The organism is Cytobacillus oceanisediminis 2691, assembly GCF_000294775.2.
In the GTDB taxonomy this organism is placed as follows: Bacteria; Bacillota; Bacilli; order Bacillales; family Cytobacillaceae; genus Cytobacillus; species Cytobacillus pseudoceanisediminis.
This window is the reverse complement of record NZ_CP015506.1, coordinates 731,485-745,438: the sequence shown is the minus strand read 5'-3', so window position 1 is coordinate 745,438 and position 13,954 is coordinate 731,485. Positions and strand designations below refer to the sequence as shown.

Genomic DNA, 13,954 nt, shown 5'->3' with positions numbered 1-13,954 from the left:
TCAATTTGAGAAAAATTTAGATACAATTACATTAAAAGGAGAAGTCAAACGATGAAAAAATGGATGTGGCAGTTATTTTTAACATTGTCCCTTGCGCTGACAGTTCTTTTTGGGTATGGCCTAGTCAGTGCCTACATGGATGTTACCAGTCCGCCTCGAGCAGGGATACTAGCGAAAACAGAAGAAGTTCCTGTCACACCTGGTGATACATATGTTGCACTTGGCGATTCATTGACCAGGGGTGTCGGCTCATCAAAGGGAGAAGGCTTTGTCCAGCCGGTTGGAAATGAACTTAAAGAAAATAATACTATAGAACGTTTCCAAAACCTGGGTGTAAGAGGTGCCAGAATTGAAGATTTGCTGGCCCAGTTAGAACAAAAGGAAGTCAAGAGATCTCTTAAAGACGCCAAAATCATTACCATTACAATAGGGGGAAATAACCTTTTTAATAGCGGGGAGATCCTCGAAAAATATTCAGAAGAAACCGCCCTTGGCATCCTGGAGACCGAAATTCCGAATTTGGAAAAGACGTTTAAAAACATTCGTGAAAGTAATCCCAATGCAGTCATACTCTATATGGGGCTATATAATCCATTCAAGCAATCGCCAAACGGGGATTCATTTGATTCCATCATCCAAAAATGGAATGAGTCTGCCCGTACACTAGGCTTGAAATACAAAGTTCAAGTAGTGGATACTTTCAATCTGGTCACAGACGCCAAACGCGATCTTTCCAGTGATGTCTTTCATCCGAATGATGCTACTTATCAGCAAATAGCTGAAAGCATGTCACTTGTCATTGAAAAAAGTATCATCCAATAAGAAAAAGGTGAATCCACGGCAGATTCACCTTTTTCATTATTTGTATGCTTCATTAACCTTTAGCCAAAAGGCCCTATAGGGCTATGAATCCGTTATCCTATAATGGTGTGCTTACCCTAACTGGCGTTTGAATTCTTTAACAGCGAAGAAGTAAGAGATGAGCATGATGCCGACGCACCAGGCAAGCGCGATCCAGATGCCGCTGCCAACAGACCCTTCATACAAGAGGGCACGGATCGCATCCACGATTGAAGTCACGGGCTGGTTTTCAGCGAACGCACGGACTATTTTAGGCATGGTGTCGGTGGGAACAAAGGCCGAACTGATAAACGGCAGGAAAATCAGCGGGTATGAGTAGGCTGTCGCCCCTTCCATAGACCCCGCTTTCAATCCGGGAATGACCGCCAGCCATGTCAGCGCCAGTGTAAACATCCCGAGTATTCCAGCTACCGCAAGCCACTCCAGGACATCAGCGCTGGAACGAAAACCCATCAAGAGAGCAACGAGGATAACCACCAAGATAGTAAGCGCATTGGAAACAAGCGAGGTCAGCACGTGAGCCCACAATACCGACGAGCGCTTGATGGGCATCGTAATGAAACGCGACATCAGCCCGCTCTTTACATCCGTAAACAGCCGGACGGAAGTGTAAGCAACGCCGGACGCGATAGCCATCAGCAGAATTCCCGGCAATAAATAATTGACGTAGTTGTCCGTTCCTGTCTCTATGGCGCCGCCAAATACGTAGACAAACAGCAGCATCATCATAATCGGCGTAATCGCCACCGTGATAATCGTATCCGGACTGCGCATAATGTTGCGCATTAAACGACCTAGTAATACCCCTGTTTTACTTTTCATTTACATTTCCTCCTTTTTGCCGATGATTGCGAGGAAAATTTCCTCCAATGTCGGCTGCTTCTCGATATACTCCACCTTCGCTGGCGGGAACATCTCCTTGAGTTCGGTTAGAGTACCGGTCGTGATGATTTTTCCGCCATGCAGAATGGCGATTCGGTCTGCCAGTTGTTCGGCTTCCTCCAGATACTGGGTCGTCAGCAGGATGGTCGTGCCGCCGCCGGCAAGCTCCTTGACGGTATCCCAGACTTCAATCCGCGCTTCCGGGTCAAGCCCTGTCGTTGGTTCATCGAGAAAAATGACTGCCGGCGTCCCAATCAGGCTCATGGCGATGTCAAGCCGGCGCTTCATCCCGCCGGAATAATTGTCAGCCCGGCGGTTAGCCGCATCGGCCAGGCTGAATCTTGCAAGCAGATTGTCAGCGACTTCTGCGGGATTAGAAACTCCCCTCAGCCTGGCGATCATCATCAGGTTTTCCCGCCCGGTGAGCATGCCGTCTAAGCTTGAGAACTGCCCTGTCAGACTGATGCTCTGGCGAACCTGATCCGGTAGCCGCTGGACGTCAAAGCCGCAAATACTAGCTTCTCCGCCATCAGACTTCATCAGCGTCGAGAGGATGTTGACGGTCGTCGTCTTGCCCGCTCCATTTGAACCCAGCAGGGCGAAAATTTCGCCACGCCTCACCTCAAAATCCACCCCCTTTAAGACTTCCTTATCTTTAAAGGATTTTTTTAACCCTTTTACAAAAATCGCTGCATTGCTCATACTTTTTTCCTCCTTATAATTAGCGCCTTGCGGAGCTGGATTGCCTACAAACCCCTACTTAGTCTGACAGATATTCTGTATAACTTAGTACCGAGGTAAAAATGAAACTGAATAGTGCAGGTGATAAACCACATTTGTAAAACACCTATTCAGTCGGTATTATATATAGAATTTATTTTTTTCCCAATCGCTTCATGATACTCTCATTCAAATCCTCACGATACTTGGCAACATAGGTTTTAGCATTTGCCACTAGTTCGTCGGCAAAGGATGCCACGTCATCTCCGGTGATTTCCAGCACTTGTCTGCCTTCCGCCGCACCGGCTTCGAACAAATCGATTAATTCATACTGCATGTGCAGCATATCCATCCCGTTGCCCGCTGAGAAATTCCACATATAGTTTTGGATTTTCTTAAATACAAACTGGTAATCCTCTGGAAGGGCTTCAACCCTCGCCATCATCATCTTGTATTCTTTTTTATCACCAATCATTTTTTTAAACATATCAAACATGTTATTTTTCCTCCTTTTTTTATAAAGCTGAACAAGACACTCCAAAAATATCCGACAGAATATCTTATGAAACTAGGTTGACTTCAAGACGTTGATTTTTGAAGATACAAAATCCCATTTTTCCCAAAATAATTCAAGTTCCTGGCGGCCAGCATCATTTAGTGAGTAAAATTTGCGGGGCGGTCCCATATCTGAAGGTTTCTTTTCCACGTTCACCAGCTTTTTCTTTTCTAATCGCACGAGGATGGTGTACACCGTCCCTTCCACTACTTCGGTAAAACCAAGCTGGTTCAGCCGGCGGGTAATCTCGTAGCCATAGGTTTCATGTCGGCTGATGATTTCCAGTACACAGCCTTCAAGCGATCCCTTCAGCATTTCAGTTAAATTTTCCATATTCAGAGCCTCCTCTATTGTGTCTGACTTATATTCAGTGATACTTAGTACCAGGGAAAATTTTTTTACTGAACAGCACTTGTGAAACTCCGCTATTCAGTATTGCTTATTACAGGTATATCGTAACACCGAGTAGCGAAGAGTGTCAACTATTTTCATAAGAATAATTTAATTTGGTCAACTGCCCCACAAGCATAATAAGCTTATGAGCAACGATAGCTCAGTAACAAATATATGACAACTAGCTATTTCTCCCAAAGCTCGACCAGTCGGCCATCAGGGTCTTCGATCCAAATAAACTTTCCAAACTCACTAACCTCTTTTTCCTTAGCAAGAGGGACACCAATTTGTTCAAGATGCTTAATAGTTTCGTTTAAATCATCTACTTGAAAATTTTACATCACTTGTTGCTCTGCTGGAAAATAACTGTCATACTCGGCAAAGAAAAGATAATCTCATTGCCTAATGGGGGTTTAATCAAGTTCCCATTCCAATTTTCTATTTCAATCTTCAGCACTTCACTGTACCATTTTTTCACAGCATCAAGATTCCTAGTTCTCCAAAATATTCCGCCGAAACCTTTTATCATCGCAACTAACTCCTGTCTTTTTTATTTACAAACTTTAGTATTTCTATAAAAAAGGAACTGCTGCACACAGTTCCTTCGATATACTCCATCAATGACCAGTTAAATCCAATCTGCACTTTCGTCGGCAAGCCTTTGTAAATCATTCATAAAAACACCAGCATGATAGCCATCACAAACAGCATGGTGCATTTGTAAAGAGACAGGCAGGAAAAATTCATCATTTACTTGTGAATACTTCCCTCCAGTTATTATGGGTAAGAGAAAATCCCCGCCATTATTTATATTTAAATTAAATGCGGTAAAAGAACTCCAAGGAATCATAGAGATCGGAATAGTATTATCTGGTATAGGTATTTTTGGAAATAATCTCCCCGTACCATTGTATTCTTCTGCATCTTTTTCATATTGAGAATGAAACTCAGAAAAAATAGATAAGTTTGGTGACCAGATGCCAGAAAATGTGTGTGTCTTTTTATCAAAAATGGTATAGAGAGGGCATATCTCTGTCCAATAACCTAAATTACCTTCTGAGTTGAAATTTATTCTAAATTCTCTGTGGGCGTTAACGATTTTTGTCACCATAAAAATAAACGCAGGATATAACTTATAATTCTTTTTCTTTAAGTTCTTCATAAGCGTCGTAATATTTATTTCATTCGTCAGACTGAATGTTGTCTGCTGCTGTATATAGTGTTCAAAATATTCCTTTCGATCCCAATTGTCACGATTAATACTGTTAAATTTCATACTCAACGCCTCCTAATATAATCAAATTTATCTTAGGAGGCTATATTCACTGCTTTTTTCATGACAGTCATCCTTTTTTATTAAATATTTCTTTATATTAGGCTCTTTTCGTATAAATTGTTGTTTTTCACCTATCAATGTTGTCCGTTGATTTCCGCTCCAGGCTGCTCGCTTTCCGCGGGGCGGGCGGTGAGCCTCCTCGACGCTCCGCGTCTGCGGGCTCTCATCTGTCCCGCTACTCCCGCAGGACATTGAATATGCTTCCTCGAGCAAACACCGCACGAAGAAAATGCAAATGCATTTTCAAGGATCTCGCACCTTCCGCTGCAATCAACTCAGCAAATAATATACAAAAAGCAACAAACCTTGCGAAAACAGCCTTATATTATCAAGTATCCCTAACTAGTTTCAACCAGCTTTCTCCACTAACAAGCTCCTCAGTTCAAAAAGCAGTACTAAAGATTAGCCTATTCAGATATTAAAACTCATTAATATTTGATATGACACCTTTTAATATTTCAATTGATTTTATAGGTTCTTCATCAAGCTCTAGACTGTGATTTCCACCCTCAACCACTTTTAATATAAGATTTTGGTTCTTTTTCAATTTTTCAAAGCGCTCCTCAATGAAACAACTATCCCGATCTCCAATTATACAAAGTCCCTTATGATCACTATTACCCATTGCGTTAAATACGTCTTCTCTTTGCAGCAATGGCGTCAGCCATACGGCTTTTGCATCTTTCAACATAGTATTATTTAGCAGATAACTCAAAGCTATTGTTCCGATTGATTTAGCCACTACATAATAATTACTGTATTCCTTGTTCTTGATGGCGCTATCGATTGCATGTTGTACATCTCTCGAGAAATCCCCTTCACTTAGAACAGACATCTCTTCCCTGCTAAGTGTATAGTTAATGTGTAATACATCAAAACCCTTTGTGTAAAATAACCCTGTGGCAAAGTGCAGCAGCGGTGCTTTTGTTGTGTAGCCAGCCCCAGGCAAGACAATAACTAAACTGCTTGTTTCTCTCTTTTGTTCTATCAATCTAAAAGGAATACTTTTTGAACCAGCAATACTGCGATTAGTCACCGTTTACTCACTTCCTAAGTTTTTATTGGTATCTATTCTTGACTATTACCAAATATTCCTCCTTCATATGAACTGCACCGATAGCAGAAGAAATGCTGCCATAATGACAGCTCCGAACTTTAATTCAATGTTTGTTCCAGGGGTTTTGGCCACTTATCTTTTGACACCGCATATCATATAGATAGAGAAATCATCAAACCAAAATAAAGGGCAAAAACAAAACTCATTCCGAAAAGAATTGCAATATAAGGTTTTACTTTCTTAAAGCTGATCACAATTACAGCTAAGAAAAGCAGAGAGTTAGCCAATAGAAATAATGATAAAAAATTTGGTGTTAAATGAACATTATTTACAGAAGGAATGTCAGTTCCCAAAAGCCATTCCACCCAAATCGAAGCACCTTCCGACTGGACCGTAAATTCAACTTCGTGGGGTGGCGATAAAGTTCCCAATACACTTGTAAAACAAAAAACAAGGAAAATAATAATACTCTCCCCCTTAATCCATGGCCGAGGGTCAAAAGAGGAAACTATTAATGATTTTCTGGTTAGCACTCCATTTAAAAATGCGAATACCAATAAAGGAATAATGCTTAGATGTTTTAACAGAAGCATTTGCCCATATGGGAGGACCCATGAATTCACATAATCCTTTGGTTCAACCATATAGAACATTAGAGCAAAGCCGCTTATAAGCAAGATCATTAAATTTATCATGGCAAATGGGGTAAACCACCGCAGGAACAATGGCCACTTTTTTTCATCACTTGAAAACCAGGCGACGTGGATTAGAATCCCTGTCCAAAGTGTCACCATAAGAAAATGGATGGAATGTGCAATAAACCCGTTCCAAAAGGACAATGAGGCAACATGACTGGAGTACCCAATGGCAAAAACCATCAGCAGCAGCCAAAGCGCCTGCAGATATTTTGAACCATTTAATAACAATGTCATCCATAGGAATACCGACATAAACCCAATGAAGATCCAGGCTCTACCTACTTGAAAATCTGTCAGAACTGAATACGCTGCGAGTGTAAGACCTACGTCATCGCTAAAATAAGAAATCGTCTGTGCGACCGGTCCAAATGTAAAAATATAAATGCCTAACGTTGATAAAAGCAGCGTCTTTTTAGAGATATTTGTTTTGGGCTTTTTCTTTTCAGATATAAACTGAAGTACTGTGTTTCCGATTAAAATCGAAAATAAAAGATATGTTACGACTTCGGCTAACGGTACGGCTACACTCATTTTAACGCTTCCTTCTGAACAGAAGGAACAATCCCAACACTAATATAGCCAATGTTAAAATTGGAATAAAGATATTCATAATCCTATTTGGAGAGGATTCTTTTTCGCTCTCTGCCCTTTTCTCTGTTTCTTCTGTCTGCATCTTTTCTTCATCAGAAATTTGAGATTCTTCCATTTCTGATTCTTGACTTGTATTTTCTTCAGATTTTACAGTAAAGGGGATTTCCCCTGTAATCTGGTGCCCGTCTTCCCCGACTATCTTCCAGCGAATAACATAGGATCCGTTTTCAAGTGGTGATTCTAATGTTCCGCTCATTTGCTTGCCATTTGGTTCAACATCGGAAAAAGGGATTTCTTGTCCTTCCATGACTAGAGTCATTGTACTCAAAGATTCAATTTCACCAGCAAAGGTAAGAGTAATTTCATTTAGATGTTCCGTTACTATTTGTCCTGGTTTTGGAGTTGAAGATTCCAGCCCAGTGTGAGCAGTTGCCATTGATGGCAATATGATGAAAAAACATAGGAATGACATTAGGATCTTATTCATAGTAAAATTCCCTTCTCATTTACTTAATTCCCAACAGAAGTATACCATTATTATTTTGACTTTAATCATCACTGAGAGGCTGCAGGTTCTTAACCATTTCATGAACTAAATATCAGCAACCTCCCCACCCCCTTGGAGCAGCGCCGAACCCCTTCTATATTGCCAAGGGAGCCCTAAAAAGTATAACCCTTGACTATCAGTAACTCCTCCTTTATGTATTGGCATCTCTTTCTCCTTAAAGATTGCGGGAAGCTTTATCCTGCTATCACCCGATTTAAAGCCAGTGGACCAAATCAGATTTCCTACTTTCACTGTGCTTTGGTCCTTAAAGAAGGGGCTATGATCATTGGCAGATAAAGCCTTCGATTTCTGCTTTATTCCTCCGTCTTTGAGCAAATTTTTCTCTTTTTAGGATATTAGCCTGCAGAAAGGCTTGCTTGGCCTGCCCCAGTAACCAAAACGTCGTATCCCAAAGTATCCCCCTAGCAAAAGAGCTTCCCATGAAAAATGGGAAGCTCTTATCTTATTTATCTTTAATTCTGAGTAATCTCAAGCCGTTTAATGTGACAATAAGAGTCGCACCCATATCTGCAAAAATCGCAATCCAAAGCGTTAGCCAGCCTGGAATGACCAGAAGTAATGCGACTAGCTTTATCCCTAATGAAAACGTAATATTTTGCTTAATAATGCTAAGGGCTTTTCTGCTTAACTTTACGGTAAATGGCAGTTTGCCAAGATCATCTGCCATCAGGGCAATATCCGCTGTTTCAAGAGCCGTATCTGTTCCAGCTCCCCCCATGGCTATTCCAACAGCAGAAGCAGCCAATGCAGGGGCATCATTTACACCGTCGCCAACCATCGCCACACGGTCATATTTCTTTCTAAGATCTTTAATATACCTTAATTTATCCTGTGGCAATAATTCGGCTTTAATATCTGATACGCCGACTTGTTCACCAATCGCGTTTGCAGTTCCTTCGTTATCGCCAGTAAGCATAATGGTTTTTTGAATCCCCATAGAATGGAGATTTCCAATAACATTTTTGCTGTTTTCTCTTAACACATCCGCTACGGCAATCAGACCCAATACTTCCTTTGAGGTACCTGCTGCCATGACCGTTTTTCCTTGCTTTTGAAGGCGGGCAATGGTTGCTTTTAATTCAGAAGGAATGCCGTTTGATAATAATTCCTCAAACAAATTCGGGCTTCCAACATAATACATCTGATTTTGAAAGATTCCTTTAATACCTTTTCCCGTAATGGAAGAAAATTCTTCAATACTGATGTCCTGGTATGCCGCATTTTCTTCTTCCGCTTTTTTCATGATAGCTGAAGCCAGTGGATGCTGTGATCCTTTTTCCAATGCGGCAGCAATGGACAAAAGCTCATTAGAATTTGCATGGGATTGCGGAAGGTAATCTGTTACCATGGGAATCCCTTTTGTTAGTGTTCCCGTTTTGTCAAAGGCAATGGCTTTGATTGCGCCCATCTCTTCTAAATGAATACCGCCTTTAATCAGTACGCCATTTTTTGCCGCATTCCCAATCGCAGTAACAATTGCAACAGGGGTCGAGATCACGAGCGCACAAGGACAGCCAACCACAAGTGCAGCTAATCCCTGGTAAATCCATGTATCCCAATCAGCTCCAAAAAACAGCGGAGGAACAACGGCCACACCTAAGGCAATAAGCATGATAAGCGGCGTATAGTATTTAGCAAATTTGTCGACAAAGGCTTGTGAAGGTGCTCGCTCAGCCTGAGCCTCTTCCACTAAGTGGATGATCTTCGCAATTGTCGTATCATCTACATGCTTTGTTACTTTAACCTCAAGCAGTCCCTCTTCATTCAAGGTTCCTGCAAAGACTTCATCTTCAGCCGTTTTGGCAACAGGGACCGACTCACCCGTAATAGCCGCTTGGTTAACGGATGACACCCCTTTTACTACGATGCCATCCATCGCTATCTTTTGCCCGGGCTTGACAATCATAATGTCGCCAAGCTGAATATCATCCACCTCAACCATCATTTCTTGATTTCCTCTTCGGATTAAGGCTTCCTTTGGAGCAATATCCATTAAAGAGCGAATGGATTGACGCGCTTTATCCATGGAATATGTTTCAAGTGCTTCACTGATGGCAAAGAGGATGACGACAGTCGCTCCTTCGCCCCATTCCCCTATAAAGGCGGCACCAATGACAGCAATAGTCATCAGTGTTTTCATATCAAACTGAAGGCGGATTAGATTTTTTAACCCTGTTGTGAACAAGCGGTATCCGCCAATAACCATCGATGCGCCATACGCTAAAACGGAGAAAATGCTCCCTTCCCCATTCAGTTCCCCCGCAGCCCATCCAATAACGAGGAGGACAAAGGAAGCGATGACAGTCGCATGCTTTTTCAGAAAAGGTTCTTCCTTCTCTTCAAACCGCTCCTTCTCAGGGATAATTTTTATATTCTCAAAAGCTCCGGCCTTTTCCAGTTCTTCAATGGTTGCATCTCCATAAACGGTCAGCTTTGAAGCACCAAAATTTACACTTGCATCAGAAACACCATCCAGGTGTTTTACGTTCTTTTCGAACTTTGTGGCGCAGCCTGCTCAGGTGAATCCCTGCACACGATAGACCGTTTTTTCATCTGACTTCGCTAAAGCCTCACTCATAGTGCGCCACCTCCTTTTGATGTGTAAAGGCAATTTGAATCAGCTGTTTGACATGATCATCATCCAGTGAATAAAAGACCAATTTGCCCTCCTTACGATACTTCGCCAATCCCATATTCCGAAGAAGCCGTAAATGGTGAGAAGCCGTAGCCGTTGTGCACCCCACAATATTGGCTACATCACAGACGCACAGTTCTTCTTCCTCACATAGGGAAAAGGCAATCTTAACCCTAGTTTCATCAGATAATGCTTTAAATATTTGGGCAACAGCAGAGGTATTGTGGTGTGAGGCAGATTCTTTAACACGTCTTACTTTTTCTTCATCTACGCAGGTTACTTCACAAACATCTTCATGCTTCAAGGAAGCCACCTCCTTAATCAAACGATTATTTGATTATTAGTATATGCATCTATTACCAAACAGTCAAACATTCATTTGATTATTAGGAAGATATTTTTATGTCATAAGAAAATGAGTATCCAACAGCACAAATGGTTCATCCAAATTGAAGGATGAACCATTAACTGAAAATTATTATTTGCTTTATTCTATCTTAAATTCTTTTGTTGGCATATTATGCATACCTCTTGCCGTTATATGTGCTGTTACTGAATAGATTCCCGCCTCTTGAAACGTTGTTGTAATAGAATAAACACCTTTGCCTTGATGCTCCCCAATCATTTCTTCTGATGTATCTTGACCTGCTTTTTTCACTTCAAACTTAACCTCATTGGCATCTTCAACCTTTTCCTCCCCCTGTGTGACGGCGGCCTGGATGACAGCCTCTTGATTTACCTGTATCACTTCTGGAATGTTAACCGAAACCTCCAATAATTCAGGAACTTTTTCGGCAGCGTCATTCTCCTTTGAACACCCTGCCAGCAAAAATAAAACACAGGCAAAAAGAAAAATGGCTTTCCTCATATATAGCACGTCTCCTTTGTTTACATGTTCAAAATATTGTATGTACCTTTTCATTATAGCGATGGCTGGTGTTTTATTTATGACTATTCTATGAATTCATTGTGCCCTTGGTAATTATTAATAGGCATAGAATCATTGAATCAGTAATTAGAATTAGGTATTCTTACATTAAAATAGCAATTTGATAGAAAGGAAGGTTTAATGAAGAATTTCATTTTCCCTATACTAACAGCCATTGTGCTAGTTTCTGGCTGTTCGCCGGCAGAAGATCAGGCATCAGAGGATAGCCATTCACATAGCGGCCATCAAGAACAGGCTGCTCCTGTCTTAACGTATGAAATCGGCAGCAATGACTGGTCAGCCGTCACCACATACAGCGACAGCCCTAAAGTTTTAGAAGCATATCAGTTCGCTATCGCACATCCAGAGGTATTGGATTACATGCCATGTTATTGCGGCTGTTATGAAGAAGATGGTCACACCAGCAATACGAATTGCTTCGTTGATAACGTAAAAGGGACCACGGTAACACTTGATACCATGGGCTTTGGCTGAGGGGTTTGTGTGGACATAGCCCGTGAGGCTAAATCAGAGTTTGAAAAAGGCACAAGCTTAAAAGATATTCGTCATATGATTGATAAAAAATACGAAAGCATGGGGACAGAATCTACTCCAACACCTATGCCTGAAGAAGTATAAAACACGCTAATCATCAGCGTGTTTTTTAATCGTCAGCAGATCCTATTATTTAACTAACGTCCCTGTCCCGTTAGCATATTACTAATACGCCCAATCAATATGCTATAATTTGGAGGGTAAATTGAAGATAGAGGTGACAATCCTTGGCCATACATGTCGTACTATATCAGCCGGATATTCCGGCCAATACCGGAAATATTGCTCTAACTTGTGCTGCAACGGATACATCCTTGCATTTAATTCGGCCGCTTGGCTTTTCAACAGATGAAGAAATGATCAAACGGGCAGGCTTTGATTTCTGGAACTCTGTGAACATAACGTATTATGATTCAATGGATGACTTTTTTTCAAAAAACCAAGGCGAGTTCTACTATATTGAAACCTTTGGTGAACAGGCACATTCATCCTTTGATTTCAGCGATGCTTCAAAGGAGCATTATTTCATGTTTGGAAAAGAAACAACGGGCTTGCCAAAAGACTTACTGGAAGAAAATAAGGATCACTTTTTAAGAATACCCATGAATGATAATGTCCGTTCACTCAACCTTTCAAGCACAGCTGCTATATTGGTGTATGAGGCTCTGCGCCAGCAGGGATTTCCCCATCTGAAATAAAACATCTTCCTCGCTGGAAGATGTTTTGTTTGTTTTCATTCCAATTAGCACTTTAGTAGGTCACGCTAATTAAATTATGTTCTGCTTAAACGGAATGCTGTTTTTCTTTCTTGTTCCTCGCAATAATAACAGCTAATAAATTTATCCCAGCCCCAATTAAATTCATAATAAAGCTACCTATCTTACCAAAGTTATCGATGGTTAAACCAATTAAAAAACTCCCAAAAAGAATTAGTAAAATAACAATAAATAACCTCAAGTCCCTTCCTATCCCCCTATTAAACTCATTAACTTATATTGTCCAAATATCCCGCTATCTCCATAAGAAAAAGCTGCCGAATGACAGTCCAGAATCCAGCTATCGAATTGATTAACTGAGCACCTTCAGGTCAGTCACTTTTCCGGTTTCAGAATAGTTCTTTGCAGGGGAACGCCTCCCATCGAAACATTGCGTTCTATGAAAATATAGGTCTGGCCATCAATAATAAATTTTCGATTCCCCATATAACTGACCTCTCGCCCTTGTTTGATAAGTTCACTCTGAATCGCTTCAACATACTCTTTAAAGTCCACGTACCTCTCATCCAAATCAATGGTGATATGATTTTTTCTATAGCCCATAAGCCAATTAAAACCAATCAAGCATAAACCGAGTATGGCCAAAAATAAAATGATTTTCATATTCGATGCTTCACTCCCTTTTTAATAACTACTGTATGAGAATGATATTAATTCGTTTCATGAAAAATAAGATCAACGTCCTCGCCTCTATACTAACATAATATTCCAGATGCCAAAAAACAGAGGGACATCCTGGTTCCTCTGTTTTTTCCTATAAACTTACAATCTCTTTTTTACCTTACCCTCCATCAGTTGGGCCATTTGCTTAGAATTAAGATCATTCTCTTCATGGAGTTTATGAATTATATTTTGATAGTCTCTTTCATTGCGGTTCTGGCTTAGTTTATCGGCAGCTTGAATTTCCTCTACCCTAATCTTGAATCCAACAATTCCTTTTAGCTGCTGTTCTAAAAGCTCCGGAGAAAGCTTATCCCATAAAACTGGATTCCTGCGATGCTTTTCATATTTTTGAAGCAGCATGGCCAGGTCCTGCTTTAATTCCTCTTCACTCAGAATATTGGCTCGACCATATACATGGACAGCCTGATAGTTCCAAGTCGGGACATTTTCTTCCTCATACCATGAGGATGAAATGTAAGCATGTGGTCCCTGGAACATCACCAGTACATCTTCAGAGGCTTCGAATGTTCTCCATTGCGGGTTTCCATAAGCCATATGCCCTGTTAAATAGCACGTATCTCCTTCTTTTATTAACTGCAATGGCAGATGAGTGGCTATGGGTCTTCCATGTTTGGTCGTGACCATCGTGCCAAACGAATTACTTTGAACAAACTCCCATATTTCATCCGCATTTGTGACTTTATAATATTTAGGAATATACATGATCATCCGCCC

The 13,954-nt window shown here is 41.0% G+C and carries 16 protein-coding genes and 1 pseudogene; 3 read left to right on the top strand and 14 right to left on the bottom strand.

The annotated features are described in order from the left end of the window. Positions 1 to 51 precede the first annotated feature (51 nt). The gene (locus tag A361_RS04000) at positions 52 to 822 is read left to right on the top strand and encodes an SGNH/GDSL hydrolase family protein (protein ID WP_009335226.1); all 771 of its coding nucleotides are present in this window, start codon (positions 52 to 54) and stop codon (positions 820 to 822) included. Between the two features lie 111 nt (positions 823 to 933). Here the strand turns inward: A361_RS04000 and A361_RS03995 are convergent, their stop codons facing one another. The 12 genes and pseudogenes from A361_RS03995 to A361_RS03930 all read right to left on the bottom strand — a co-directional run bounded on the left by A361_RS03995 (position 934) and on the right by A361_RS03930 (position 11,165). Further along, complete coding sequence (locus A361_RS03995; protein WP_009335227.1) at positions 934 to 1,683, bottom strand: ABC transporter permease; 750 nt, start codon at positions 1,681 to 1,683, stop codon at positions 934 to 936. Beyond that, positions 1,684 to 2,445 (bottom strand): ABC transporter ATP-binding protein, encoded by a 762-nt coding sequence (locus tag A361_RS03990; protein WP_009335228.1) that lies wholly within the window; start codon positions 2,443 to 2,445, stop codon positions 1,684 to 1,686. Between the two features lie 172 nt (positions 2,446 to 2,617). After that, a complete protein-coding gene (locus A361_RS03985) occupies positions 2,618 to 2,959 on the bottom strand; it encodes a DUF1048 domain-containing protein (RefSeq protein ID WP_009335229.1) in 342 nt (113 codons plus the stop codon). A 72-nt stretch (positions 2,960 to 3,031) separates the two neighbouring features. Next, on the bottom strand, positions 3,032 to 3,352 hold the full coding sequence (locus tag A361_RS03980; RefSeq protein ID WP_019379484.1) for a PadR family transcriptional regulator: 321 nt from the start codon (positions 3,350 to 3,352) through the stop codon (positions 3,032 to 3,034). 245 nt (positions 3,353 to 3,597) lie between these two features. Continuing rightward, positions 3,598 to 3,941 (bottom strand): annotated as a pseudogene (locus A361_RS03975) (VOC family protein). A gap of 99 nt (positions 3,942 to 4,040) precedes the next feature. Then, a complete protein-coding gene (gene catA / locus A361_RS03970) occupies positions 4,041 to 4,688 on the bottom strand; it encodes a type A chloramphenicol O-acetyltransferase (protein WP_009335232.1) in 648 nt (215 codons plus the stop codon). Between the two features lie 478 nt (positions 4,689 to 5,166). After that, positions 5,167 to 5,784, bottom strand: a complete 618-nt coding sequence (locus A361_RS03960) for an alpha/beta hydrolase (protein WP_009335233.1) — start codon at positions 5,782 to 5,784, stop codon at positions 5,167 to 5,169. 173 nt (positions 5,785 to 5,957) lie between these two features. After that, positions 5,958 to 7,034 (bottom strand): copper resistance D family protein, encoded by a 1,077-nt coding sequence (locus A361_RS03955; protein WP_019379485.1) that lies wholly within the window; start codon positions 7,032 to 7,034, stop codon positions 5,958 to 5,960. Position 7,035: 1 nt separating this feature from the next. After that, complete coding sequence (locus tag A361_RS03950; RefSeq protein WP_236887978.1) at positions 7,036 to 7,566, bottom strand: copper resistance CopC family protein; 531 nt, start codon at positions 7,564 to 7,566, stop codon at positions 7,036 to 7,038. A 538-nt stretch (positions 7,567 to 8,104) separates the two neighbouring features. Then, positions 8,105 to 10,240: a heavy metal translocating P-type ATPase gene (locus A361_RS03940; RefSeq protein ID WP_082919362.1), complete on the bottom strand. Its 2,136-nt coding sequence runs from the start codon at positions 10,238 to 10,240 to the stop codon at positions 8,105 to 8,107. Continuing rightward, complete coding sequence (locus A361_RS03935) at positions 10,233 to 10,601, bottom strand: ArsR/SmtB family transcription factor (protein WP_019379488.1); 369 nt, start codon at positions 10,599 to 10,601, stop codon at positions 10,233 to 10,235. The genes A361_RS03940 and A361_RS03935 overlap by 8 nt, the downstream gene beginning before the upstream one ends. A gap of 183 nt (positions 10,602 to 10,784) precedes the next feature. Continuing rightward, positions 10,785 to 11,165, bottom strand: coding sequence for a FixH family protein (locus A361_RS03930; protein WP_019379489.1), 381 nt, complete (start codon positions 11,163 to 11,165; stop codon positions 10,785 to 10,787). Positions 11,166 to 11,366: 201 nt separating this feature from the next. On the opposite strand from A361_RS03930, the gene A361_RS03925 reads away from it, so the two are divergent. Further along, a complete protein-coding gene (locus tag A361_RS03925; RefSeq protein ID WP_269465762.1) occupies positions 11,367 to 11,864 on the top strand; it encodes a PCYCGC motif-containing (lipo)protein in 498 nt (165 codons plus the stop codon). Positions 11,865 to 12,007: 143 nt separating this feature from the next. Then, positions 12,008 to 12,478, top strand: coding sequence for a tRNA (uridine(34)/cytosine(34)/5-carboxymethylaminomethyluridine(34)-2'-O)-methyltransferase TrmL (trmL, locus tag A361_RS03920; RefSeq protein ID WP_009335240.1), 471 nt, complete (start codon positions 12,008 to 12,010; stop codon positions 12,476 to 12,478). Positions 12,479 to 12,871: 393 nt separating this feature from the next. Here trmL and A361_RS03910 read toward each other — a convergent pair whose 3' ends face one another. Continuing rightward, positions 12,872 to 13,159, bottom strand: coding sequence for a hypothetical protein (locus A361_RS03910; RefSeq protein ID WP_009335242.1), 288 nt, complete (start codon positions 13,157 to 13,159; stop codon positions 12,872 to 12,874). 159 nt (positions 13,160 to 13,318) lie between these two features. Next, positions 13,319 to 13,942, bottom strand: coding sequence for an FMN-binding negative transcriptional regulator (locus A361_RS03905; protein WP_009335243.1), 624 nt, complete (start codon positions 13,940 to 13,942; stop codon positions 13,319 to 13,321). Positions 13,943 to 13,954 lie beyond the last annotated feature (12 nt).

What these genes read in the sequence shown, in the direction of transcription:
- A361_RS04000 (WP_009335226.1), top strand. Translation starts at nt 52, where the DNA reads ATGAAAAAATGGATGTGGCAGTTATTTTTAACATTGTCCCTTGCGCTG.
- A361_RS03995 (WP_009335227.1), bottom strand. Translation starts at nt 1,683, where the DNA reads ATGAAAAGTAAAACAGGGGTATTACTAGGTCGTTTAATGCGCAACATT.
- A361_RS03990 (WP_009335228.1), bottom strand. Translation starts at nt 2,445, where the DNA reads ATGAGCAATGCAGCGATTTTTGTAAAAGGGTTAAAAAAATCCTTTAAA.
- A361_RS03985 (WP_009335229.1), bottom strand. Translation starts at nt 2,959, where the DNA reads ATGTTTGATATGTTTAAAAAAATGATTGGTGATAAAAAAGAATACAAG.
- A361_RS03980 (WP_019379484.1), bottom strand. Translation starts at nt 3,352, where the DNA reads ATGGAAAATTTAACTGAAATGCTGAAGGGATCGCTTGAAGGCTGTGTA.
- catA (WP_009335232.1), bottom strand. Translation starts at nt 4,688, where the DNA reads ATGAAATTTAACAGTATTAATCGTGACAATTGGGATCGAAAGGAATAT.
- A361_RS03955 (WP_019379485.1), bottom strand. Translation starts at nt 7,034, where the DNA reads ATGAGTGTAGCCGTACCGTTAGCCGAAGTCGTAACATATCTTTTATTT.
- A361_RS03950 (WP_236887978.1), bottom strand. Translation starts at nt 7,566, where the DNA reads ATGTCATTCCTATGTTTTTTCATCATATTGCCATCAATGGCAACTGCT.
- A361_RS03930 (WP_019379489.1), bottom strand. Translation starts at nt 11,165, where the DNA reads ATGAGGAAAGCCATTTTTCTTTTTGCCTGTGTTTTATTTTTGCTGGCA.
- A361_RS03910 (WP_009335242.1), bottom strand. Translation starts at nt 13,159, where the DNA reads ATGAAAATCATTTTATTTTTGGCCATACTCGGTTTATGCTTGATTGGT.
- A361_RS03905 (WP_009335243.1), bottom strand. Translation starts at nt 13,942, where the DNA reads ATGTATATTCCTAAATATTATAAAGTCACAAATGCGGATGAAATATGG.